This is a genomic window from Paraburkholderia sp. BR10923, assembly GCF_040948765.1.
GTDB classification, from domain to species: domain Bacteria; phylum Pseudomonadota; class Gammaproteobacteria; order Burkholderiales; family Burkholderiaceae; genus Paraburkholderia; species Paraburkholderia youngii.
Genome location: NZ_JBFPKO010000011.1, coordinates 164,320 through 187,590, shown reverse-complemented (window position 1 = coordinate 187,590; position 23,271 = coordinate 164,320). Strand labels below are relative to the sequence as shown.

Here is a 23,271-nt window from a genome sequence, read left to right as displayed (position 1 = left end):
GGAGACGACCATGACATCTTCTTTGCCACCCGGCACGGAAATCCTGTTCGACGTGCGGCGCGTCACACGCCGTTTCGGCGGTCTGGTGGCTGTCGACGAAGTGAACCTGTCGGTCGCGCGCGGCGAATGCGTGAGCGTGATCGGGCCGAACGGTGCCGGCAAGTCCACGCTGTTCAATCTTCTGACCGGCATCGACACGCCCGACGCCGGCGTGGTGAAGTTCGCCGGTGAAGAAGTGACTGGCATGGCGCCGGAGCAGCTGGCCGCGCGCGGCGTCGCTCGCACGTTCCAGCATGGACGGGTGTTCGGCAATCTGAGCGTGCTCGATAACGTGCTGATCGGCGCGCATGCCCGGCTCGCGATGACGCGTCGGGGCTGGCCCGTGGTCGGGGCGTTCGCGGAAGTGCTGCGCGCGCTGGCCGGGCCCGCATCGGTACGGCGCGAAGACGCCGCGCTGCGCGAGGAGGTGACGGCGCTGTTGGCGCGCTTCGGCACGCGCCTCTCGCCGCGTCTCGATCAGCCGGCGCACAGCCTGTCCTATGCGAACCGCCGGCGCGTCGAGATTGCGCGCGCGCTGGCACTGCGTCCGCGCATTCTGCTGCTCGACGAACCGACCGCCGGCATGAACGAATCCGAGACCGCCGAAATGCTCGAACTCATTCTCGAACTCAAACGGGACGGCCTCACCATCCTGCTGATCGAGCACAAGCTCGATCTCGTGATGCAGCTTTCCGACCGCGTGCTCGTGCTCGAAGACGGCCGCAAGATTGCATCGGGGCTGCCTGCCGAAGTGCGCGACGATCCCGCCGTGATCGAGGCGTACCTTGGACATCGTCAGGTCGGCGCGGCCGGCGTAGCGAATGGCCGCAACGAAACGGCGGCCGCATGACCAGGTCCAGTCTGCATCTGGTTGCGCCGAACCCATCACCCTCCGCACAAGCCGCCATGACCGAGCCGTTGCTGAAACTCGACCAGATCGACACGTTCTATGGACAGATCCAGGTGCACTTCGGCGTGAATCTGAGCATCAAGCGCGGCGAGATCGTGAGTCTGTTGGGCGGCAACGCCAGCGGCAAATCGACGGCGATGAAGGTGATTCTTGGCCTGCACAAACCGCGATCGGGCACGATCAGCTTCGACGGCAAACCGTTGAACGGCCTGCCGACCTCGCAGATCGTGCGGCGAGGCATCGCTTCGGTGCCGGAAGCTCGGCGGCTTTTCGGCGACATGACGGTGCGCGAAAACCTGCTGATGGGCGCGTTCACGCGCAAAGACCGCGCAGGCATCAGCGAGGACTACGAACGCATGCTCGAACTTTTCCCGCGCGTGAAAGAGCGGTTGAGTCAGCGGGCCGGCACGCTTTCAGGCGGTGAGCAGCAGATGCTGGCGATGGCGCGCGCGTTGATGAGCCGTCCCGCGCTAGTCTGCATGGACGAGCCGACGATGGGCCTGTCGCCGCTCTACGTCGACAAGGTGCTCGAGCTGATCCAGACCATCAACCAGCAGGGCATCACGTTTTTCATGGTCGAGCAGAACGCGAGCCTCGCGCTGCGGATCTCGCATCGCGGCTACGTGTTGCAGACGGGGCGCGTGGTGCTGTCCGGTACCGCGAGCGAACTGCTCGGCGACCAGCGAATCCGTGACGCTTATCTCGGCGGATCGCTGGCGGCGCAGACTGCGTCGTGAGAGATGCCGTCGCGCTTCGCGTTGCACCGACCGCGCGTGAAGTTATTGTGCGCGGCCGGTCGACGAGCCTGCTATCAGTTCGATGATGGAATCATGCGCGAGTGCGCGATCCAGGGAGCGCGCTGCGTTATCCACGTTCGTCTCCAGCGCGACCGCGAAAACGCCTTCGCCGCGCGCGGCGAGGCGGCGCCGAAGGTCGGCCGCAAGGCCAACGGCCGGCTCGCGAGTGTGGCGGGTGGGACTGGCGAGCGTGAGCGTCGTCGTACCGAGCGCCAGGATGGCCAACTCTATTTCGTAACCGGGGAGCGGCGCACGCTGCACGCCGGGTTCTCCGAGCAGAGCGCGATATCGTGCGAGGCTCGCATTCAGGTCGTTCACCGCCAGCGTGATGTTCCCAACGCCGCGCGCACCGTTCGCGTGATGGCGTACGTCACCTTCGGCCACGCGCAGACGGCGCGGCGTCAGATCGCCGCACAGGAACGGCAGATCCGCGCTCGACGGTTTGCCGATCTGCCATTCGAGGCGCTCGCCGTCGGGGCGCACGCGTCCACCGGCGAAAGGACCGTCGTAAGAGAGACCTCGTTCGCGAGCCGCGGCGATGGTACTTGCAACCGATTGCGGTAGAAGCGCGAAATCGACGAACCCATCACCGATGCCATGACTTGCATCCCACCAACGATGCTCCGGCGCCTCGCGCAGAAAAGCGATCAGCTCGACATAGCTGCCGTCCGCGAAGCCGATCAGCGCGTTGTGCGTGGCGCCATCGGCGTGCGTGCCCCCGCGTTGCACGGTAAAGCCTAGCGTAGTGAAATCGGCGATGGTCTGTTCGAGATCCTGTACGCGGATCACGATGTGGTCGAGCGAAAGCGACATGACGGACGAACTCCGCAGTGGGGTCGCCAGCGAGTATGCGAAGCCTGCCGCGAAAACGCTAGTAATGGATTGTCGATTGCATAGCGCGCCGGGTGGATAGGCCCGGCACCCGGTCACGACCCGAGGAAGACGAGCCGCACGCGGATGGTGAATTCCGTACGTCCGGGAAAGGGCGCGGGGCTTGGACAGAATTGCATATATGTATTGCTTGGTTGGTGAGCCCCGGGGCGGTCCATACAATAAAGCGGATTTTTGCTTACGAAATATGGTTGTACCGGCACCGCAGTTAGTGAAATAGCCCCGGCATCGAGAGGCGCAGCGTGCTCAGGCCACCTGTGGGGGCCACCCGCTGTTTCGAACCCTCTCTTGTATCCATTGATGAGGATAGCTGCCTGACGGCGCTCCATTCATTTTCTTTCGCGTATCTCATGTCGCTTCCGTCTCCCGCTCAATTCCCCGACAGCCCGCTTTCCCGAGCGCTAGCCCAGCCGTTGATGCTCGGCCTGTTCCTGCCGATCCAGAGCGGCGGCTGGTCGATGTCGACGCTGCCGCGCACCACCGACTGGAGTTTCGATTACAACGCGCGCCTCACGCGCAAGGCCGAGGACCTCGGCTTCGATCTCGTGTTCGGCCTAGCGCAATGGCTCGGCAAGGATGGCCACGGAGGCACGCTGCGCTACCGCCGCGAATCGCTCGATTCGTTCATGGCGATTGCGTCGCTCGCGTCGATCACGCATCGCATCCTGCTGGTCTCGACGCTGCACATCCTGTACGGCAACTGGCATCCGCTGCATCTCGCGAAATTCGGCGCGACGCTCGACCATATTTCGGGCGGCCGCTGGGGCTTGAACATGGTGACCGGCCATTCGATCGACGAGGCCGAGATGTTCGGTCGCGAAGGCCATTTCGAGCACGACCAGCGCTACGAGATGGCGAGCGAGTTCGTCGAGCTGATGGAGCGGCTCTGGTCGCTCGACGACAACCTGACGTTCGACGGCAAGTGGTACCGCACGCGCAACGCGTTCGTGTCGCCGAAGCCGCGTTATGGCCGCCCCGTGCTCGTGAACGCGACGAGTTCGCCGGCCGGCATCGACTATGCGGCGAGACACTCGGACCTGATCTTCATCACGAGTTCGGCCGGTGCGCAGATCGACGCGGCGCTCGACGTGCTGCCGGCGCACACGGCCCAGGTGCGGGCGGCGGCGCAGTCGCATGGCCGGCAGGTGCGTACGCTGATCAATCCGACCATCGTTTGTCGGCCGACCGAGAGCGAGGCGCGCGCGTATCACGACGCGATCCTCTCGCATGCCGACTTCGGCGCGGTCGATGGCTTCACCGGACGCCGCAGCGACGCCCAGGCCTGGAAGGGCCATCAGCGCGAGCAGCGGGTGCTCGGCGGAAACATTCAGATCATCGGTTCACCTGAGCATGTGGTCGACGATCTGCTGCGCCTGAAAGCGGCAGGCATCGATGGCGTGCAACTGACTTTCTACGATTTCGAGCCCGATCTCGCGTACTTCGGCGAAGCGGTGCTGCCGCTGCTGGAACAGGCCGGTCTGCGGGTGCGTGTGCAGTCCGAGGCGTAACGGCATCGCAGGTACAACCAATACAAACGGGTTCATCTGAATCTGATTCACACGGAGTCTTGCTGATGGGAACGATCGATTCGAATCTGGCCGCTGATCCCGGTCTCGCCGTCGCGCAGCCGCAATCCGACGCGCTGCGCGAGCTCGTCGCGGCGATCGCGGCCGGTGCTGCCGCACGCGAGCGCGGGGAAGGCGATGCGCGCGACGCGATCGCGCGGGTGCGCGCCGCACGTCTCGGCGTCTTCCGCTTGCCGAAGCACGAAGGCGGCGCGGGCGCCACGTTGCCGCAGCTCTTCGAGCTCGTGCTCGATCTGGCGGAAGCCGACTCGAATATCCCGCACATCCTGCGCAACCATTTCGCGTTCGTCGAAAAGGCGCTGCGTGCGCGTCAACTGCCGCAATACCAGCGCTGGATCCAACGCGTGCGCGCGGGCGAGCTATTCGGTCTCGGCGCGAGCGAACTCGGCACGCAGAACATCGGCGACGGCGACGGCAATACGCGCCTCGAGCCGGCGGGCGGCGGCTACCGGCTCACGGGCACCAAGTACTACAGCACCGGCAACCTGTACTTCGATCACATCATCGTCAATGCGAAGACTCCGGATGGACGTTTCGTCGGTGCGCGCGTGTCGGTGCGGCAGCCGGGCGTCGACGTGCGCGAGGACTGGGACGGCATCGGCCAGCGCCAGACCGCGAGCGGCACCACCGTCTTCAGCAACGTCGAGGTCGCGGCCGAAGACGTGCTCGTCTGTGCCGACGAAGTGAAGCTGCCGCACCAGGCCACCTTCGCGCAGCTCTACCTGACGACGATCATCGCGGGCATCCTGCGCCGCATCGCGAAGGATGCGGTGGAACTGGTGCGGCAGCGCGAGCGCAACTACTACCATGCGGTCGCGCCGCGCCCGGCCGACGATCCGCTGCTGCAGGAGACGGTCGGCGAGTTGCAGAGCGCGGCGTATGTCGCCGAGGCCGCGGTGCTGAACGCGGCGGCCGTGCTCGGCGAGGCGTTCGACAGCGCGATCGCCGGCCAGCCCGAGGATGCGCTGTTCGTGGAAGCGGCACTGCGCAGCGCCAAAGCGAAGGTCGTGATCGATCAGCTCGCGCTGCATGGCGCGACGCGCATCTTCGACGTGGGCGGCGCGTCCGCCGCGAAGCAGGCGGCGCAACTCGATCGCCACTGGCGCAACATCCGCACGATTGCGTCGCATAACCCGGGGCTCTACAAGGCGCGAGTGCTCGGCAACCACGCGCTGAACGGCGTGCCGCTGCCGAGCGCCGCCTTCTTCTGAGCGATTGCAGCACCGCTTGCGGCCCGTGCGACCACAAACGAGTTCCGAGATCCGTTACTTCCCTGAGACCTGACGATGAGTCAATCCAACGTACCGCTTATTGCTCCTGCCGGGTTGCGCGCGGCGCTTGCCGCTCGCAACGAACTGGCGATCCTCGATGTGCGCGAAGAAGGCGTATCCGCACGCCGCCGGCTGTTCTATTCGTCCGTCGCGCCGGTCGGTCGGCTCGGCCTCGTGGTCGGGCAGCTCGTGCCGCGCCGCACGACGCCGATCGTGCTCGTCGACGAAGCCGGCGAATACACGTCGCGCGCCGCGGCGTTGCTGGCGCGCTTCGGCTATACGAACGTGTCGATTCTCGAAGGCGGTGTCGCGGGCTGGGAGGCGGCGGGCTTCGAGGTGTTCAGCGGGACCAACGTGCCCGGCAAGACGTTCGGCGAGGTGATCGAGCAGCGCCTCCACACCCCCAATATCGATGCGCCGACGCTCAAGCGTCTGCAGGACGCCGGCGAGGACCTTGTGGTCGGCACGCGAACGTCGCGGCGCTGCTCGGCGGCACCGCGCGCTGGCTCGCGCTCGGCCTGCCGCAGGCCGCAGGCGACGACGGCAACCTGACCGGCGACGACGATGCGTGGTACAGCCCGTATCAGTACCCGCCAGGCCAGGCCGCGCAGCAGATGGAGTCGTACCTCGCCTGGGAGCTGCAACTGGTGGCGCAGCTCGAGCGCGACGGCATCGCGTCGATCGACGTGATCGATTTCGACACCGCCAACCGCGCGCGCAGCGCCGAATGGCTGGCGACGTTGCAGAGCAGCACGGTATGAGCGCGCCCCGTGATTCATCGTTGCAGGGGATAGGAACATGAGTGCGGCTCGCAAACTGCATCTGAACACGAACGTTACCGGCACGGGCCGTCATCCCGCGGGCTGGCGCACGCTCGACAACCCGAAGTCGATCATCGACCTCGGCTTCTTCACCGCGATCGCGCAGATCGCCGAGCGCGGTAAGCTCGATGCCGTGTTTCTGTCCGACGCGCTGGCGTTGCGTGGCCACGCAAACGGTCCCGCGCAGTCGCTCGAACCGACGGTGCTGCTCACCGCGCTCGCGGGTGTCACGCAGCACGTCGGGCTGATCGGCACTGCGTCGACGACGTTCAACGATCCGTTCAACCTCGCGCGCCGCTTCGCGTCGGTGGACCATCTGAGCGCCGGCCGGGTCGCATGGAACGCGGTGACGACGTACGACCCGCAGGCGGCCGCCAATTTCAGCTTTGGCGAAGCGCCGGACAAGCCGGCGCGGTACGCGCGCGCGGCGGAATTCGTCGATGTCGTGCTGAAGCTGTGGGATAGCTGGGAAGACGATGCGCTCGTCGCCGATCGCGCGAGCGGGCTCTATGCGGACCCGGCCCGCGTGCATGCGATCGCGCACCACGGCCCGCACTTCCAGGTGCGCGGGCCGCTGAACCTGCCGCGCAGCCCGCAAGGCCGGCCGGTGCTGGTGCAGGCCGGCGGCTCGGACGCGGGCGTCGCGCTCGCCGCGCGCGATGCCGATGCGGTGTTCACCGCGCAGACCACTTTCGAGGGCGCACAGGCGTTCTACCGCGACATCAAGGCACGCGCCGCAGCGCACGGCCGCGATCCGGCTCATCTGCTGGTCCTGCCCGGCCTCTATCCGGTGATCGGCGGCACGCTCGCCGAAGCGCGCCAACGCAAGGCCGAGATGGACGCGCTGCTCGAGCGCAGTGCCGAGCTCGCGAAGTTCGCCGGCGCGCTCGGTGTCGAGCCCGCCGACCTGCGTCTCGATGAACCGCTGCCGTATGAGCTGATCGACAGCGGTGCGCGTTCCGACGTCTCCGGCGGCTTCATCCGCTCGACCTTGCTGCTCGCCCGCAGCGAGAACCTGACGGTGCGCGATCTGCTCGATCGCAATCCCGGCGCGCACCGGATGCTGGTGGGTACGCCGGAGACCATCGCGGACGACATCGAGCGCTGGTTCAACGGCCGCGCGGCGGATGGCTTCAACCTGAATGCGGATGTGTTTCCGTCGGGGCTCGCGGATTTCGTCGATCAGGTCGTGCCGCTGTTGCAGCGCAAGGGCATCTTCCGCCGCGAGTACGAAGGCACGACGCTGCGTGAACACTATGGTCTGCCACGGCCGCCGAGCCGCTACGCCGATGCGCAAGCGGGCATCGGCGCGGCCGTGGCCGATGCGGTCTCTTGAAGGAGTGAGTATGTCTACACGTGAATCCACTTTTGCGGTGGCCCCCGCGCCGGCTGCCGGCGCGACGCCGCTGCGACGCCTGACGCTGCGCGAACCGCTGCTGCGTTCTATCGTGCCGGTGCTGCTGATCGTGCTGTGGCAACTGGCCTCGTCGCTCGGTGTAGCAAGCGAATTCGTGCTGCCGTCGCCCGCGTCCGTGCTCGCCGCCTATCGCGAGCTCTGGCAATCGGGCGATCTGCAGGATGCGCTGAAGATTTCGCTCGCGCGTGCGGCGCTGGGCCTCCTGATCGGCGGGGGCGCGGGGCTGCTGCTGGGCGTGGCCTCCGGCTTGAGCAAGTCCGCCGAACGCGGCTTCGACAGCGTGCTGCAGATGCTGCGTACCATACCGTTCATCGCGCTCGTGCCGATCTTCGTCGTGTGGTTCGGCATCGGCGAAGTGTCGAAGGTCGCGCTGATCGTCGGAGCGGCCATTTCGCCGATGTATCTGAGCACCTGGCACGCGATACGCGGCATCGACCCCAAGCTGCTGGAACTTGGCCGCACGTTTCGCCTGACGCGTGCGCATCAGATTCGCCTCATCATCCTGCCGATGTCATTGCCCGGCATACTCGTCGGTGTTCGCTACGCGGCGGCCATCTCGCTGCTGGCGCTGGTGGCGGCGGAGCAGATCAACGCCAGCGCCGGGATCGGCTACATCCTGAACAACGCCAACCAGTTCCAGCGCACCGACATCATCATCGCGGGCATCCTCGTCTATGCGGCGCTGGGTATCGGCGTCGACGCGCTGCTGCGCTATATCGAGCGAAAGGCGCTCGCCTGGCGAGGTGCACATGTCTGAGCTCGCATACGAAACGGAACAGGACACCGCGCCCGTCGTCGCGAGCCTGTCGCGCGTCGGCAAGCGCTACGGCGAGAACAGCGTGCTCGATCAGGTCGACTTCACGGTGCGCAAGGGCGAGGTAGTCGCGCTCGTCGGACCGTCCGGCACCGGCAAGACCACGCTGCTGCGGCTACTCGCGGGACTCGAATCGGCGACGAGCGGCCGCACGGAAGTGTCGGCGAATACCTCGGTCGTGTTCCAGGAACCACGCCTGATCGGTGCGCTGCGGGTGTGGGCGAACGTGCTGCTCGACGACGCGCACAAGCCCGATGCGACGGCACGGGCGCGCGCCGCGCTGCAGGACGTTGGTCTCGAAGACAAGCTGTCGAGCTGGCCCGTCAGCCTCTCGGGCGGCCAGGCTCAGCGCGTGGCCGTGGCCCGCGCGCTGTATCGGCGGCCCGACCTGATGCTGCTCGACGAGCCGTTCAGTGCGCTCGACGCCTTCACGCGGCGAAGCATCCAGAGCCTCGTGCTGAAGCTGTGGGACCACTACCGGTTCGGCGTCGTGATCGTGACGCACGACCTCGACGAGGCGTTGATTCTCGCCGACCGGATCGTGATTCTCTCGAAAGGCAGGATCTGCCACGAGACGCGGGTCGATTTGCCGCGCGAGCGTGACGTGACCTCGCCCGAATTCAATGCGCTGAAGCGCGACCTGCTCCGACAGTTCTCGCTCAGTGTCGCCTGACTTTTTCCATTCATCACCCAGGATTGCCATGTCGTTTAAAAAATCGCTCTACGCAGGCGTTGCCGCATTGCTCGCCAGCTTCACGCTCGCCACCTCGGGCACGGCTCAAGCCCAAAATCAGCAGGTCGATGTGAAGAACACCAAGCTCGTGATTGCCTACCAGGACCCTGCGTTTCCCGCGTTGATCCGCAAGTCGGGCGTGGTCGACGGCACCCCTTACCAGATCGAATGGGTGCTGCTGACCGGGCCGGCCGCCAATCTGTCGGCGCTGTACGCGGGCCGGATCGACCTCGGTCATATGGGTGACACCTCGCTCACGATCGAGCAGGCCAACGCGCGCACCGATTGGACCAAGGACTCGACGCCGCTGCGCATCGTCGCAGGCTGGCGCAACGCGTATTCGAAGGACTATCCGCCGGAGATCACCGCGCTGCGCACGAGCGCGGGCATCACGAGCGTTCAGGCCATCAAGGGACACAAGTTCGGCTACAACTACGGTGGCTACAACCATGCGCAATATCTGGCGACGCTGGTCAAGGCCGGCTTGAACGAGAAAGACGTGCAGCCGATCAAGTTCGCGGACGGTGCGACGTCCGCGGCGGGCTTCAACGCGGGGCAGGTTGACGTTTATGCGGGCGCGCTTGGCCCGGTCCTGCCGACAATCAGGTCGGGCGCGGGCCACGTTCTGCTGAGCGACCGCGACACGCAGATTCCGGCGCTCAACGTCTGGACGACCACGTCGGCCGATCTGAAAGACCCCGTCAAGGTAGCGGCGCTGCAGGATTTCTTCTCCCGCATGTCGGGTTACTGGTCCTGGCACGATGCGCACAAGGATGAGGTGATCGGCATTCTCAAGGACACGCTGAAGATCTCCGACGAACGCGCCGCGTTCGAGTACCAGGTGCGCAGCGGCAGCTTCGTCAAGTTCGACAAGGGCCTGCTCGGTGAGGAACAGAACATCGCCGACATCCTCTACGACGGACACGCGATCCGCAAGAAGGTGAAGGTCGACGTCGAATACGATCCGCGCTTCAATGCGGCGCAGAAAGCGATCTGGCCGATCCCGTCGAAAGACTGACCCGCCGCTGCGATCCCGCGCGCCGAACCGCTGGCGCTAGACGTTGACGAACCGTCGTTCGAGCCAGCGCGTGACCAGCGAGATCGGATAGCAGTAGGCGAAGAAGATCGACAGTGTCGCCAGGTAAGTGAGAACCGTGAAGCTGGACCTGGCGACCGTGCTGCTCGCGATCTGCGCGGTGTCGATCAGATCGTGAACGCCGACCAGCGACGACAACGCCGTCCCCATCGTGATGATCGCGTAGACGTTCATCCACGGCGGCAGCATGCGGCGCACGCACTGCGGCAGCACGATGTGCAGCAGAATCTGCGCGCGCGAAAACGCCAGTGAGCCCGCTGCCTCCCACTGCGTAGTAGGAATCGATGCCACCGCGCCGCGAAACACTTCGGCAATGTTCGCGCTGGCCGGAAGTGCCAACGCGAGCGTCACCTTCATCCAGTCGGGAAACGGCAATGTCGTGCCGAATACGCTGAATTCGAAGGGAAAGACGTAAGTGGTGAAATAGACGAGAACCAGCCACGGCGCGTTGCGAAAGACCTGAACCCAGATCCTCGCGAGGCGTCCCGGCCACGAAGCTGCAAGTGCGAGCGCGCCAATCAGCAGACCGAGGACGGAGCCCGCCACGATCGCACCAAGGCTGATGAGGACATTCAACGCGAAGCCGTAGGCGAGCGCGGGCGTCCACTCGACGAAGCGCGCGAGCGTTTCGCCACGCGAGCCTGAGTCGGGCGAAAACACCCACAACAGTGCACCGGCGATCAGCACGCCAAGCGCGGCGGCTATGCCGGGCGTGAGCGCTTTTGTGCGAGCGGGGTCGTCGCGAAGACGATCGAGGTTGGAGGCAGCCTTGGAGGCAGCCGGGTCGAGCGATCTATACGCCATAGCCGGGAATCCACAAACGTTTTTCGAGCCATCGACCTGCACGGCTGACTAGCCATGTCAGCACGCCAAAGAACAGCAGAATCAGTACCATCAGCGCAAGCACGTTGTCGCGCTGCGTCCAGATCATGATCGACTGGTAGGTGAGGTCGCCCACCGCGATTGCGGACGCAAGCGCGGTCGCCTTCACCAGTTCGACGAAGTTGTTGACGAGTGCCGGCAGGGCCGTGCGAAACGCGAGCGGCAATTCGATGCGCCAGAAGCGCGTCGCACGATCGAAGCCGAGCGACGCCGCGCCTTCGAGCGTTTGCACGGGCAATGCGTCGAAGCCCGCGCGTAACGCTTCCGCGTGGAATGCGCCCTTGTGCAGCGACAGGACCAGCACGACCCAGAAGAACGGCTTGAACGGATTGTCGAGGTGGGTCTCGCGCAGCCATTGCGTAATGAGCATGTTCAGCACGAGAAACGCGCAGTAAAGCTGCACGATTGTTGGGGTATTGCGTGTCAGCTCAATGAACGCGCGCGCCGCGCCGGCAATCCACGCATTGCGGTGACGCAGCGCGAGCAGCAGCAAGAGGCCGGCGAGCGCGCTGCCGAGCATCGTCGCGACGACCAGTTCGACGCTGACCGCGATGCCTTGTACGAAGGGCACGCGTTCGTAGGCATCGAGCAGAAAGCGATAGTCGAGCCCGGCGTGCGCGGCCGCGTCGATCAGCGCATGGAACGAGGCGGCCATGCTCATTGCAGCGCGGGCAATTGCCGGTGCCACTCGGCTAGCGCCGGAGACGGCGGCGTCAGGCCATTTTTCGCCTCGTCATCGATCAGCCAGCCGGTGCGATGCCAGTCGCGCACGATCGCATCGAGCTTCGCGGCCGTGTCCTTTTCGCCTTGCCGTACCCAGATCACCGACGGCGCCGGTTCGAGCTCCGGCTGCAGCGTGCGGTAGTCGCGCCATTCGGGATCATGCTGTTGGAGCGGATAAAGCAGCGGTGCGGCGTCGTGAACGGCCGCGACGCAACTGCCGCCGCGCAGCGCCAGGAGCGATTGCGACGCGCCCGGGAATGCGCGCGGCACGGCGCCGTACTTCTCCACGACGGGCCGGATATAGCTGCTGCCTTGCGAAATGCAGACGGGCTTGCCGCGCAGGTCTTCCCACTTCGTGATGCCGCTCGATTTCGGCGTAATGGCGGTCCCGCCGACGCGATAGTAAGGCGTCGGCACATGGTCGAGAATCTCGCCGCGCTGCGCGTTGTACTCCATGTTCGCGATCAGGATGTCGACCTTGCCCTGCTGCAGGAACTGCACGCGCGTGGACGGCTGGACCGACACCAGTTGAACCTTCACGCCGAGACGCTTGCCGATGTCGTTCGCGAGGTCGACGTTCATGCCGCGCGGCTGCTGGGTTTGCGGATCGAGCGACCCGAACGGACTGCCGCCGATCAGCACGCCGACCGCGATTTCATGGCGTGAATTGATCTTGTCGAGGGTCTGGTCTGCATACGCCGGTGAGAAGGCCGCGACGCCAACACCGGCGGCAATCGAGGTGAGCAGGGAGAAGGATGACAGTCGTTTGGTATATGCCGCTTTGCCTGATTTCATGAGCGATGGGATAGGAGGAGGGAGATGTGTGTCTCGCGTCGACGAAAATGCCACTGCGACGCATACCCTATGCCAAAGCCGATGCGCGGCAAACCAAATGAATCTGCTAAGCAAAGCACACGGATGTTAAAGCGTGTGCTCGCATGCCATTGCGAGGTTATCGGTTACATTGCAGATCGCCGAATATCTTTTCGCTTATTCGTTGGTTCGTAATTGGCGGGCTGATTCCTAGAATGCCTGGTTGTAAAGCGGGAAGAGTGCGAAGTGTGCTTTTGTGCCCGCAGCTCCGCTTTGACGACAGGACACCCAATGACTGAATTGATTTTCTCGGTTCGTGCGGCACGTATCGGTCTCGCATCCACTGAGGGTGCCACGGTGCGCGCGAGCAACGAGACAAGCGCAGCCACCGGTTCGCCTGGCGATGCACTGCTGTCATTGCGCGACGTGCGGCTTTCGTACGGCAGCACAGCCGTACTCAACGGCATCGATCTGTCGGTCAGGCGTGGCCAGGCCGTTTCGATCATCGGCCCTTCTGGCTCGGGCAAGTCGACGATTCTGCGTTGCATCAACGGCTTGCTCGCGCCGCAAAGCGGCGAGATCACCGTCGACGGCATCGACGTGCGCGCGCAAAAGACGGATGCGCAGCGTGTTGCGCTGCGCAAGCGGATCGGTTTCGTGTTTCAGCAATACAACCTGTTTCCGCATCTGAGCGTGCTCGAGAATCTGACCATCGCGCCGGTGCGGGTGCTGGGCCGCAGCCGTGCCCAGGCGGAAAGCGACGCTCACGCGTTGCTAGCCAAGGTGCGTCTCGCCGACAAGGCAAAGGCTTATCCGGGCGCGCTGTCCGGCGGGCAGCAGCAGCGGGTCGCGATTGCGCGCACGCTGGCGATGCGGCCCGATCTGATCCTGTTCGACGAAGTCACCTCGGCGCTCGACCCCGAGACGGTGGGCGAAGTGCTGAACGTGATCGGCGAACTGGCCGACGAAGGGCAGACCTGCGTGCTCGTCACGCACGAAATGCGCTTTGCCGAAGACATCAGCGACGAAGTGTTTTTCACGGAAGGCGGCGTGATCGTCGAACATGGCAGTGCGCAGCAGCTGTTCGGCAACCCCGTCCACGACAGAACTCGACTCTTTTTGCAACGCGCCCGCGGCGAAGACCGTGCGAGCCGCGCGGCGACGTTACCCCACGACAACCCATGACACGACCATGACGACAACCACGAACGAAGCGAGCAGCCCAATTGCCGCACAGCGCCGCGAAGCAGTGCAGGATCTGCTTGCCGACGTCCGCCGGATCATCGCTGAAAAGGGCGTCACGCGCGAAGCGCTGAATGCGATCAGCGGGCTGCTGCTCGAACTCGCGACGCGGCGCGCACTGTTCGACGCCACCGATTTTCCGCCGCCGCGGGCCGACAGTGGCGACACCTCGACCCGCTACCGGCTCAATCCCGGCGAAGATGGGCTCGCCTTGTACCTCAACTCGCTGCTGCCCGGCAAGACGACGATCCCGCACAACCACGACACATGGGCCGTGATTGCGGCTATCGACGGCGCGGAGCTGAACCGTATCTATCGACGTACCGACGACGGCCGTGATCCGGCGCGCGCCACGCTCGAACTGTCGCACGAAGTGGTGGTGCGGCCGGGTGTACCGATTGCCTTTCTCCCTGACGACATCCACAGCATTCATGTCGGCGGCGCGGAGCCGACGCTTCACTTCCATCTCTATGGCCGTCCGCTCGAAACGCTGACGGGCCGCCTCGGCTTCGAAACCGATACTGGCCTCGTGGTGCGCTACAACGCGAAGCACATGCAGCGCGCCACCCAGGCGGTCGGCTGATGGCGTCGCCTGGCGATCGACTGCACACGCGCGTGGTGCACGCGGGCTCGCCGCCATTCGAGGACGGCGTCGCGCCCGTGAACGTTCCGGTCGTGCGTACCAGCACGGTGCGCTTCGCGAGTGAGGCGGTTCGCGCGAGCCTGCACCACCGGCGCGAAGCGGGCGAGCCCGTCAGCATGTATGGGCGTCATGGCATGGCGACGCATCGTGCGCTGGAGGCCGCCATCGGTGAACTGGAGGGGGCGAGCGACGTATTGCTGGCGCCTTCGGGTCTGTCGGCCATCTCGCTCGTTTTCATCGCGCTGCTGTCGCCGGGCGATCACGTGCTCGTGCAGGACGGCGTCTACGGCCCGGTGCGCGAGCGCGTGGAACCTCTGCTCACACGGCTTGGCGTGTCGTTCAGCTATTTCAGCGCGAGCGACGGTGTGCCCGCAGCGCTCCTGCGTGCTGAAACGCGCCTGATCTACGCGGAATCGCCATCGTCGTTCTTGTATGAAGTGATCGATCTGCCCGCGCTTGCGGCGTTTGCGCGCGAGCATTCGGTGCTGCTGGCGGCGGACAACACATGGGGCGCGGGATTGCTCTACCAGCCGCTCGCGCTCGGCGCCGATATTGCCGTCCAGGCGACCACCAAATATCTGGGCGGTCATTCGGATCTGATGCAAGGGGCGGTGTCGACTTCGAACCCGCAACTCGCTCGCACGTTGCGCGACACACACGACGCCCTCGGCCTGAGCGTGGGCGCCGACGGCGCCTCCCTCGCGCTGCGCGGCATCCGCACGCTGGCTGTGCGTCTCGCCCAGCATGGGCGCAATGCGCTCGAAGTCGCGCGCTATCTACAGAGCGAGTGCAGTGCGGTTGCGCGGGTGTTCTATCCGGCGCTGCCCGAAGATCCGGGACACGCATTGTGGCGTCGCGACTTCAAGGGCGCGAATGGACTCGTATCGTTTGCTTTGCGGCAAGCGAGCCGCGAGCAGGCGAGCGCATTCGTCGACGCCCTGCGGCTGTTCGGCATCGGTGCTTCGTGGGGCGGCTATGAGAGCCTCGCGCTCGTCGCGCCGCAGTCGCGCTTGCGCGAGCACAGCTACTGGCGCGGCAGCGAGCCGGTCGTACGCCTGCATGTCGGACTTGAAGATCCGGTCGACCTGATAGGTGATTTGCGGCAAGCGTTTCGGCACGTCCTTCAATAAGCGCCGTCCCTTCTCAACTTCGTGCTCTTCGACTTCCAATGGCAGACATTTTTTCGCTGATCCCCGCGACCACCGTGCGCGAATGGTTGAACGATAACGACGAGATCGCGCTTTTCGACGTGCGAGAAGCCGGCGAGTTCGGCGAGGGCCATCCGTTCTTCGCGGTTCCGCTGCCGTATAGCCGGCTTGAACTCGATATCGGCCGACTCGCGCCACGGCGTGATGTACGCATCGTCCTGCTCGATGCCGGCACGGACGACCAAGCAATAGCACGGCGCGCGGCACGGCGGCTTCATGCATTGGGCTACACGCGGTTGTCCGTTCTGAAGGACGGTGCGCGCGGTTGGGCCGCGGCCGGTTACACGCTGTTCAAGGGCGTGAACGTGCCGTCGAAGACCTTTGGCGAACTCGTCGAGCATGCGTACGGGACGCCGCACATTTCGGCCGCCGAGCTCGCCCGATTGCAGGCGGAACGCGCGCCGCTGATTCTGCTCGACGGACGCACCGTCGAAGAGCACACGAAGATGACGATACCGGGCGCGGTGAGCTGCCCCAACGGCGAATTGGCCTATCGCTTCGGTGCGTTGGCGGCAGACGCTCGCACGCCGGTCGTGATCCATTGCGCGGGCCGTACGCGCAGCATCATCGGCGCGCAGGTGTTGCGCAGTCTGGGCGTGCCGAATCCGGTCGTCGCGCTCGAAAACGGCACGCAAGGCTGGGCGCTGGCAGGTCTGCAACTCGAACATGGCAGCACGCGGCGCTATCCGGATACGATCGAAGAAGCTGTATCGAGCGAAGCGCGTGAGCGTGCAACGGCACTCGCCGCACGTTTCGCCGTGACCACGCTCGACGTGCAGGCAGCGCAGGCATGGCTCGACGCGGTCGAGCGCACCACCTATCTGCTCGACATCCGCAGCGCCGCCGAGTTCGCGCATGACGGCGTGCCGGCCGCCGTGCACGCGCCCGGCGGTCAACTGCTTCAGGCGACGGACCAGACCATCGGCGTACGCCGTGCACGCGTGCTGCTGGTCGACTACGACGGCACACGCGCGCCCGTCATTGCGGCCTGGCTGGTGCAACTGGGCCTTGAAACCGCGCTGGTCGCGGCCCGTGATGCGCACGCATTGCGGCGTCTCGCGCCGCAAGCCGCCGCGCATGGCGCCGTTGAAGAACAACTGATCGATGCGGACGGACTGCGCAAGTTGCGCGGCGCCGAAGGTGTGCATGTGCTCGACCTGCGCTCGAGCGCCGCCTATCGCAGTGGGCATCCCGAGCGGGCGCAGTGGTCGATCCGTCCGCGATTGCTTGCGGCGCTCGCGGAGGTGGCTCCGTCGCAGCGGATCGTGTTGCTGGCGGAGTCGCGGTCGCTAGCCGCGCTGGCGGCGCTCGACCTGCGTGAGGCGGGCATCGGTCAGGTATCGATTGCGAAAGACGGTATCGATACGTTCAGGCAAGCTGGCTATGCGATCGAGGCATCACCGCAAGCGCCGGCGGATAGCGAGCGCATCGACTATCTGTTCTTCGTGCATGACCGCCACGAAGGCAATCTCGATGCGGCGCGCGCCTATCTCGCGTGGGAAACCGGCCTGATCGCGCAGTGCGCGCCGGACGAGCTTCAACAGTTTCGCTTCGACCCGCAAGCGTCCGATGCGGGCACGCTTGCCGAGGCGGTTCATTCATGATCGCCGGGAGATCGAAACGCGCGCTGCTGGCCGCGGTGTTTTCGGCTGCCGCTGTGAGCGGGGTCGCCCGCGCCGACGCAACGCTCGACCATATCAAGGCGCGCGGCACGCTGGTCGTAGGCGTTGTGCTCGACGGCACCTATGGCACGCTCGATCCGGCGACACGCAAACCCGTCGGCTACAACGTCGAACTGGCCGAGAGCCTCGCGAATCATCTCGGCGTGAAGTTCGAGGCGGTCGAAGTGACGCCGCCCAACCGCGTGCAGTTCCTGCAGCAGGGCAAGGTCGACGCGTTGATCGCCAGCATGCAGTACACGAAAGAGCGCGACGAAATCCTCGGCTATGTGCCGACGCCCTTCGAAGAGATTGGCGGCAGCGCGATGGTGCACAAAGGGTCGGGCATCCACGATTGGAAAGATCTGCGCGACAGGCCGGTGTGCGTTTCGCAAGGCAGCAACTACACGAAGCCGCTGATAGAACAATTCGGTGCGCAGGTCAAAGCCTTCAAGGGCATGCCCGAAGCTCTGCTCGCGCTTCGAGGCGGGACCTGTGTCGCATCGGTTCATGTGACGCCGGGTATTCAGGCGCGCATTGCGAGTACCACGGGCGAGTGGAAGCACTATGAGTCGCCGATGCCGACACAACTGATTCCATCGCCTTCGGTGATCTGGGTTCGCAAAGGGCAGACGGACACCATTGCCGCCTTCGACAAGATCGTCAAGGACTGGCACAACACCGGCTTCCTGATCGATGAAGGCAACAAATGGCACATGCCGCCTTCAAAACAGTTGCTCGATTGGCATCAGCAATACGCCGCCAACAAGGAAAAATGATATGACACAGATTGCCGATGTGGACCGCGACGCACGCCGAACGCTCGAACTGCTCGGACCTGCGCCCGATAACTGGGTGCCCGAGCGGCCCGGCATCGATCACGACGTCTTTATCGTGGGCGGCGGGCAGACGGGGTGCGCGTTCGCATTTGCGCTGCGGCGCGCGGGCATTGGCCGCGTCAGCGTGATCGACGCGGCGGCGAATGCGGCGAAGGCTGGCGTGTGGCTGAACCGCGCGCGCATGAACAAGCTGCGCACACCGAAGATTCTCGTCGGACCGGAGGGCGGTTTGCCGGGGCTGGGCTTTCGCGCATGGTACGAAGCGCGCTTCGGCGAGGCGTCCTATCAGGAGATCGACCGGATTCCGCGTGAACGATGGGCGGAGTATCTCGCGTGGTATCGCGAGTTTCTGCAGATTCCTGTTCGCTACTGCACGCGGCTCGTGCGCATCGAGCCGCAGGATGCGCATTTCCGTCTGCATCTGGACGTGAACGGAAGCACCCATGTGGAAACGGCTCGCAAGCTACTGTTGTGCAACGGCGTCGCGGGTAATGGCGGCGCATTCGTGCCGCCTGTGCTCGCGCAACTGCCGGCGCGGTTCGTCGCGCATACATCCGATCCTATCGACTTCGTTGCGCTGCGCGGCAAGTCGGTCGCGGTAGTAGGCGGCGCCGCGTCCGCGTTCGATGCCGCCGCGACCGCGCTCGAAGCGGGGGCGGCCGAGGTCCATCTGTTCGCGCGTCGCGCGTCGCTCGCGGCCACGCCTGTGTCACGCGCGCGCGCCTATCCCGGTGCGTACGACAACTACTTCGATCTGCCCGACCCGCTACGTTGGGCGCAGGCGTTGCGCTTCAAGCGCTCTGGCTCGACGGCGCCGCCGGATTCGATCGAACGCGTGACGCGTTTCGATAATTTTCATCTGCATCTGGGCACGCAATGGGAATCCGCGCGTGAAACCGCAGGGCAGATCGAGGCCGTCGCAGCGGGCGAATCGCTTCGTTTCGATTTCGCGATTGCGGGAACCGGCTATTTCATCGATCCGGCCGCGCGTCCCGAGCTCGCCGGCTTTGCCTCGCAAATCCTGTTGTGGCGCGACCGGTTCACACCGCCGCAAGGCGATGCAGATGACGAACTCGGCGCACATCCGTATCTCGGCGAGGCACTCGAATACCAGCAGAAAGTAGCGGGACAGGCGCCCTTTCTGAAGGACATCCACGTCTACAATCCGGCCGGATTCGTCAGCGCGGGCGTGCCCGTCGGCGACGTGCCGAGCATGAAGCGCGATATCCCCGCGGTAGTGCGAAGGATCAGCCGCGATCTGTTTCTCGCCGATATCGATTCGCACCAGCGGCGGCTCTCTGCGGACGTGCCCGCCGAATTCGATGAGTCCGTGTATGCGGCGAGCATCTGGCGCCGGGAGACATCGAGCGCCTGAAGCCATGATGAACGGCCAGGGAAGGGTGGACGAATGACGCATTTGCGCGCATTGTTCGCCACCGCTTCGCCGATGAGCCCCCGACTCACGTCGCGGCACAGGCCGCAACCTAGGAGAGCAATGATGAGTGCAGCCCCCATCACCGAACAAGCCGAACTCCAGATCAGCCCACTGTCCGCTCATATCGGCGCGGAAATCAGCGGAGTCGATCTGACCCGACCCCTCGATCAGAAGCAGATACACGCGATCCGCGCCGCGTTGCTGAAATGGCGCGTCGTGTTCTTTCGCGAGCAGTTTCTAAGCCACGAGCAGCATGTCGCCTTCTCCGCGCAATTCGGCGAACTGACGGTCGGGCATCCTGTGTTCGGCCACGTCGAAGGTTACCCACAGATCTACTCGATTGCAAAGTTCCGCAAGGCGACGCGCTTCGAAGGTCAGCCGTTGTTGCGGCCGTGGACCGGCTGGCACACCGACGTGACGGCGGCCGTCAATCCGCCATTCGCGTCGATTCTGCGTGGCGTCACGATTCCGCCCTACGGCGGCGACACGCAATGGACCAACCTCGTCATCGCCTATGAAAAGCTGTCCGAGCCGTTGCGCAACTTCGTCGACGGTCTGCGCGGCGTGCATCGCTTCGCGCCGCCGCATGGAGCGAAAGGCACCGAAGCGTTTGCGTCGGCGGTCGAACAGCATGCGCTCGTCAGCGAGCATCCGCTCGTGCGCGTGCATCCGGAGACCAGCGAGCGCGCGCTCTACGTGAGCCCCGGGTTTCTGAAGCAGATTGCCGGCGTCACGCCGCGCGAAAGCCAGGCACTGCTCGAACTGCTGTGGGAACACGTGACGCGACCGGAATTCACGGTGCGCTTCAGATGGGAAGCGGGCAGCGTGGCGTTCTGGGACAACCGCACGACCGCGCATCTCGCGCCGACCGATATCTTCGATCTCGACTTCGATCGCCAGTTGTATCGCACGACGCTGGTCGGCGATGTGCCGGTCGGACCGGACGGGCGGCCGTCGGTGTCGCTCGAAGGTTCGCCGGTGGGAGCGGCCGCCGCCATTGCGCTGAATTGAACGAAGACCGCCCGTTGGGCGGACCGGTTCGATTGGCCGCGGGCCGCGCGGTCCGATGATGGCTACGCGGCCCGACAACGTAGCACTCAGAGCGCGAAACGGCCTTCCGCGACGAACGTCGGCAGCGGATTGCGCGGACTCGGCGTCTCGCGCTTTTGCAGGGCCTCGGGCAACGAAGCTTTGTCGCCGGCACGACCGATAGCGACCGCCGCTTCGATCGCATAGTCCTCGGGGATCGCGAGTTCCGCGCGGATATGCTCCCGTTCGATGCCGGCAAGGCCATGCGCTTTCCACCCCGACAGGCTTGCCTGCAGGGCGAAATAGCCCCACGCGGCGCCTGTATCGAACGAATGCGACGCGAGCGGCACTTCCGTCGCCGCACCCGGTGGCGTGAACGTGCGCTTCGACAGTACGATCAGGATCGCGGCCGCATGCTGTGCCCAGCTGCGGTTGAACTCGTTCAGGAAGCCCAGAAAACGCGCCCAGTGCTCCGTGTCGCGACGCGCATAGACGAAGCGCCACGGCTGCGAGTTATACGACGAGGGCGCCCAGCGCGCCGCTTCGAGAAAAGTCAGCAACGTCGATTCGGCAATCGTGTCCTGGGTGAACGCGCGCGGCGACCAGCGCTCGAGAAATTGCCTGTCGATCGGATGGTCGGCGGTACGGGAGTTCGATGTGGTCATGTCTATGCCATTGAAAAGAAAACGGTGCGCGTCGCTTTTCGGGGTAGGCGCGCCAGAGTGAGAACCTTAAGTCGCAGCAAACGCAAATCCTGCTAAAGCCGCTGAGCGTCGATCCGTGGACCCAAAACACCCGGCGCGCCGATTCTCGAACACCCGTACGGACTGCCGTCGGCGCATGAAGCGAATGTGATTCGCCGTGCCGCGCGCTCAGCGCGTGGATCTTGAATCGCAACGGCATCGTGCCGGACGATGCGCGCCTCGACGCCCGGTCGCTGGCCGCCATCAACATGCCCAAGCGCGATGGCTTCGTGCCGGACCCACGGCCGGGCAGACTGTGACAGGCGTTTGGCCGGCGCGCTGATTGTGCCGAGCGCCGGTGGCGTTCCCTGTCCACTTCAAGAAGCGGCCGCCGCGAGTTCGCCGTGCGCCGGCGCTTTCCGTGTGTAGCGGTTGACTGGACGCGACAGCCCCAGATGCTCGCGCAGCGTGCGGCCCGTGTACTCGGTGCGAAAAAGTCCGCGTCGCTGCAATTCGGGCACGACGGTATCGACGAATTCGCTGAGCCCGCCCGGCAGCCACGGCGACATGATGTTGAAGCCGTCCGCGCCTTCCTCTTCGAACCATTGCTGCAACTGGTCGGCGATGCTTTGCGGCGTGCCGATCACCTGCTGATGTCCGCGCGCACCCGCGATACGCAGATACAGATCGCGGATCGTCAGGTTGTCGCGTCGCGCGAGGTCGAGCAGCAGCCGTTGCCGGCTCTTGCCGCCATTGGTTTCGGGAAGCTCCGGCACCGGTCCGTCGACCGGATACTGCGACAGATCGATGCCACCCGACATGTTCGACAGCAACGCGAGGCCGACCACCGGATCGATCAGCTCCTGCAACGAGTCGAACTTGTCGCGCGCTTCCTGCTGCGTCTTGCCGATCACCGGGAAGATGCCCGGCATGATCTTCAGGTGCTGGGGCGAGCGTCCGTAGCGCGCGAGCCGTCCTTTGACGTCGCGATAGAACTGCTGCGCTTCGTCGAGCGTCTGATGCGCGACGAAGATCACCTCGGCCGTTTGCGCGGCCAGCTCGCGCCCGGCTTCCGATGCGCCCGCCTGCACGACGACCGGCCAGCCCTGCGGAGAACGCGCGACGTTCAACGGTCCGCGCACACTGAAGTGCTTGCCGCGATGGCCGAGCACGTGCAGCTTGTCGGCATCGAAATAGATGCCGCTCGCCTTGTCGCGCACGAACGCATCGTCTTCCCAGCTGTCCCATAGGCCCGCGACCACGTCGTAGAACTCCTTCGCGCGCTCGTAGCGCACTGCGTGATCGAGGTGTTTGTCGCGGCTGAAGTTGTGCGCTTCTGTTTCCGTGCTCGACGTGACGAGGTTCCATCCGGAACGGCCGCCGCTCAGATGATCGAGCGACGCAAATTTGCGCGCGACGTTGTAGGGCTCGTTGAAGCTCGTCGACACGGTCGCGATCAGCCCGATGCGATCCGTCACGACCGACAGCGCGGACAGCAGCGTCAGCGGCTCGAAGTGATCGGCGCGGGCGGTGCGAGAAAGCGACGGCAGATGTGTGTCTCTCACGCTGACGCTGTCCGCGAAAAAGATGGCGTCGAACTTCGCCCGCTCGGCAATGCGTGCGAGCTGCGCGTAGTGCGCGAAGTCGAGGCCACCCGCCGCATGCGTGTCGGGATGACGCCACGCGGCGATGTGATGGCCCGTCTCCATCAGGAAGGCACCGAGGCTCATCTGTCGTTTGT

Annotated in this window: 23 protein-coding genes and 2 pseudogenes; 19 read left to right on the top strand and 6 right to left on the bottom strand. The window is 65.0% G+C overall.

The genetic code is table 11. The features are described 5' to 3' along the window. Positions 1-10: 10 nt before the first annotated feature. On the top strand, positions 11-889 hold the full coding sequence (locus tag AB3X94_RS21960) for an ABC transporter ATP-binding protein (protein ID WP_176111041.1): 879 nt from the start codon (positions 11-13) through the stop codon (positions 887-889). Further along, positions 886-1,686, top strand: a complete 801-nt coding sequence (locus AB3X94_RS21955; protein WP_176111040.1) for an ABC transporter ATP-binding protein — start codon at positions 886-888, stop codon at positions 1,684-1,686. Before AB3X94_RS21960 ends, AB3X94_RS21955 begins: the two co-directional genes overlap by 4 nt. A gap of 42 nt (positions 1,687-1,728) precedes the next feature. Here AB3X94_RS21955 and AB3X94_RS21950 read toward each other — a convergent pair whose 3' ends face one another. Next, positions 1,729-2,559, bottom strand: coding sequence for a VOC family protein (locus AB3X94_RS21950; protein ID WP_368612681.1), 831 nt, complete (start codon positions 2,557-2,559; stop codon positions 1,729-1,731). Between the two features lie 428 nt (positions 2,560-2,987). On the opposite strand from AB3X94_RS21950, the gene AB3X94_RS21945 reads away from it, so the two are divergent. The 8 genes from AB3X94_RS21945 to AB3X94_RS21910 all read left to right on the top strand — a co-directional run bounded on the left by AB3X94_RS21945 (position 2,988) and on the right by AB3X94_RS21910 (position 10,297). Continuing rightward, positions 2,988-4,145 carry an LLM class flavin-dependent oxidoreductase gene (locus tag AB3X94_RS21945; protein WP_176111038.1) on the top strand — a complete coding sequence of 386 codons (1,158 nt, stop codon included), beginning with the start codon at positions 2,988-2,990 and terminating at the stop codon, positions 4,143-4,145. A 65-nt stretch (positions 4,146-4,210) separates the two neighbouring features. Further along, entirely contained in the window at positions 4,211-5,434 is a 1,224-nt protein-coding gene (locus AB3X94_RS21940; RefSeq protein ID WP_368612680.1) for an acyl-CoA dehydrogenase, read from the top strand. Between the two features lie 75 nt (positions 5,435-5,509). After that, complete coding sequence (locus AB3X94_RS21935) at positions 5,510-6,046, top strand: rhodanese-like domain-containing protein (protein ID WP_368612679.1); 537 nt, start codon at positions 5,510-5,512, stop codon at positions 6,044-6,046. A 62-nt stretch (positions 6,047-6,108) separates the two neighbouring features. After that, positions 6,109-6,255 carry a hypothetical protein gene (locus AB3X94_RS21930; protein WP_368612678.1) on the top strand — a complete coding sequence of 49 codons (147 nt, stop codon included), beginning with the start codon at positions 6,109-6,111 and terminating at the stop codon, positions 6,253-6,255. A 37-nt stretch (positions 6,256-6,292) separates the two neighbouring features. Beyond that, positions 6,293-7,651: an LLM class flavin-dependent oxidoreductase gene (locus AB3X94_RS21925; RefSeq protein WP_368612677.1), complete on the top strand. Its 1,359-nt coding sequence runs from the start codon at positions 6,293-6,295 to the stop codon at positions 7,649-7,651. Between the two features lie 10 nt (positions 7,652-7,661). Next, entirely contained in the window at positions 7,662-8,489 is an 828-nt protein-coding gene (locus tag AB3X94_RS21920) for an ABC transporter permease (RefSeq protein WP_368612676.1), read from the top strand. Next, positions 8,482-9,219, top strand: a complete 738-nt coding sequence (locus AB3X94_RS21915; RefSeq protein WP_176111033.1) for an ABC transporter ATP-binding protein — start codon at positions 8,482-8,484, stop codon at positions 9,217-9,219. Before AB3X94_RS21920 ends, AB3X94_RS21915 begins: the two co-directional genes overlap by 8 nt. A 28-nt stretch (positions 9,220-9,247) precedes the next feature. Then, complete coding sequence (locus AB3X94_RS21910; RefSeq protein WP_368612675.1) at positions 9,248-10,297, top strand: ABC transporter substrate-binding protein; 1,050 nt, start codon at positions 9,248-9,250, stop codon at positions 10,295-10,297. A 36-nt stretch (positions 10,298-10,333) separates the two neighbouring features. Here the strand turns inward: AB3X94_RS21910 and AB3X94_RS21905 are convergent, their stop codons facing one another. From AB3X94_RS21905 to AB3X94_RS21895, 3 genes are read right to left on the bottom strand one after another with little or no spacing between them, the layout of a single operon-like run. Continuing rightward, positions 10,334-11,179 carry an amino acid ABC transporter permease gene (locus AB3X94_RS21905; protein ID WP_368612674.1) on the bottom strand — a complete coding sequence of 282 codons (846 nt, stop codon included), beginning with the start codon at positions 11,177-11,179 and terminating at the stop codon, positions 10,334-10,336. After that, positions 11,169-11,912: an amino acid ABC transporter permease gene (locus AB3X94_RS21900; RefSeq protein ID WP_176111951.1), complete on the bottom strand. Its 744-nt coding sequence runs from the start codon at positions 11,910-11,912 to the stop codon at positions 11,169-11,171. The genes AB3X94_RS21905 and AB3X94_RS21900 overlap by 11 nt, the downstream gene beginning before the upstream one ends. A 2-nt stretch (positions 11,913-11,914) precedes the next feature. Further along, a complete protein-coding gene (locus AB3X94_RS21895) occupies positions 11,915-12,775 on the bottom strand; it encodes a transporter substrate-binding domain-containing protein (protein WP_176111030.1) in 861 nt (286 codons plus the stop codon). A 309-nt stretch (positions 12,776-13,084) separates the two neighbouring features. On the opposite strand from AB3X94_RS21895, the gene AB3X94_RS21890 reads away from it, so the two are divergent. From AB3X94_RS21890 to AB3X94_RS21860, 7 genes are all read left to right on the top strand, one after another. Next, positions 13,085-13,978 (top strand): amino acid ABC transporter ATP-binding protein, encoded by an 894-nt coding sequence (locus tag AB3X94_RS21890; RefSeq protein ID WP_368612673.1) that lies wholly within the window; start codon positions 13,085-13,087, stop codon positions 13,976-13,978. Positions 13,979-13,985: 7 nt separating this feature from the next. Beyond that, positions 13,986-14,618: a cysteine dioxygenase gene (locus AB3X94_RS21885; RefSeq protein WP_368612672.1), complete on the top strand. Its 633-nt coding sequence runs from the start codon at positions 13,986-13,988 to the stop codon at positions 14,616-14,618. Then, positions 14,618-15,808, top strand: a complete 1,191-nt coding sequence (locus AB3X94_RS21880) for a PLP-dependent aspartate aminotransferase family protein (protein WP_368612671.1) — start codon at positions 14,618-14,620, stop codon at positions 15,806-15,808. Before AB3X94_RS21885 ends, AB3X94_RS21880 begins: the two co-directional genes overlap by 1 nt. 38 nt (positions 15,809-15,846) lie before the next feature. Next, positions 15,847-17,490: a rhodanese-like domain-containing protein gene (locus tag AB3X94_RS21875; RefSeq protein WP_176111027.1), complete on the top strand. Its 1,644-nt coding sequence runs from the start codon at positions 15,847-15,849 to the stop codon at positions 17,488-17,490. Beyond that, complete coding sequence (locus tag AB3X94_RS21870; protein ID WP_368612670.1) at positions 17,487-18,323, top strand: transporter substrate-binding domain-containing protein; 837 nt, start codon at positions 17,487-17,489, stop codon at positions 18,321-18,323. The genes AB3X94_RS21875 and AB3X94_RS21870 overlap by 4 nt, the downstream gene beginning before the upstream one ends. Before the next feature lies 1 nt (position 18,324). Continuing rightward, positions 18,325-19,758 carry an NAD(P)-binding domain-containing protein gene (locus AB3X94_RS21865; protein ID WP_368612669.1) on the top strand — a complete coding sequence of 478 codons (1,434 nt, stop codon included), beginning with the start codon at positions 18,325-18,327 and terminating at the stop codon, positions 19,756-19,758. A 123-nt stretch (positions 19,759-19,881) separates the two neighbouring features. Continuing rightward, the gene (locus tag AB3X94_RS21860; RefSeq protein ID WP_368612668.1) at positions 19,882-20,829 is read left to right on the top strand and encodes a TauD/TfdA dioxygenase family protein; all 948 of its coding nucleotides are present in this window, start codon (positions 19,882-19,884) and stop codon (positions 20,827-20,829) included. Positions 20,830-20,915: 86 nt separating this feature from the next. Here AB3X94_RS21860 and AB3X94_RS21855 read toward each other — a convergent pair whose 3' ends face one another. After that, positions 20,916-21,512, bottom strand: a complete 597-nt coding sequence (locus AB3X94_RS21855) for a nitroreductase family protein (protein ID WP_176380207.1) — start codon at positions 21,510-21,512, stop codon at positions 20,916-20,918. Positions 21,513-21,598: 86 nt separating this feature from the next. On the opposite strand from AB3X94_RS21855, the pseudogene AB3X94_RS21850 reads away from it, so the two are divergent. Next, positions 21,599-21,722 (top strand): annotated as a pseudogene (locus AB3X94_RS21850) (sulfite dehydrogenase); the annotation flags it as partial. Further along, positions 21,716-21,850 (top strand): annotated as a pseudogene (locus tag AB3X94_RS21845) (cytochrome c); the annotation flags it as partial. The pseudogenes AB3X94_RS21850 and AB3X94_RS21845, both read left to right, overlap by 7 nt. Positions 21,851-21,907: 57 nt before the next feature. Here the strand turns inward: AB3X94_RS21845 and AB3X94_RS21840 are convergent. Further along, a complete protein-coding gene (locus AB3X94_RS21840; RefSeq protein WP_176111949.1) occupies positions 21,908-23,260 on the bottom strand; it encodes an LLM class flavin-dependent oxidoreductase in 1,353 nt (450 codons plus the stop codon). Positions 23,261-23,271 lie beyond the last annotated feature (11 nt).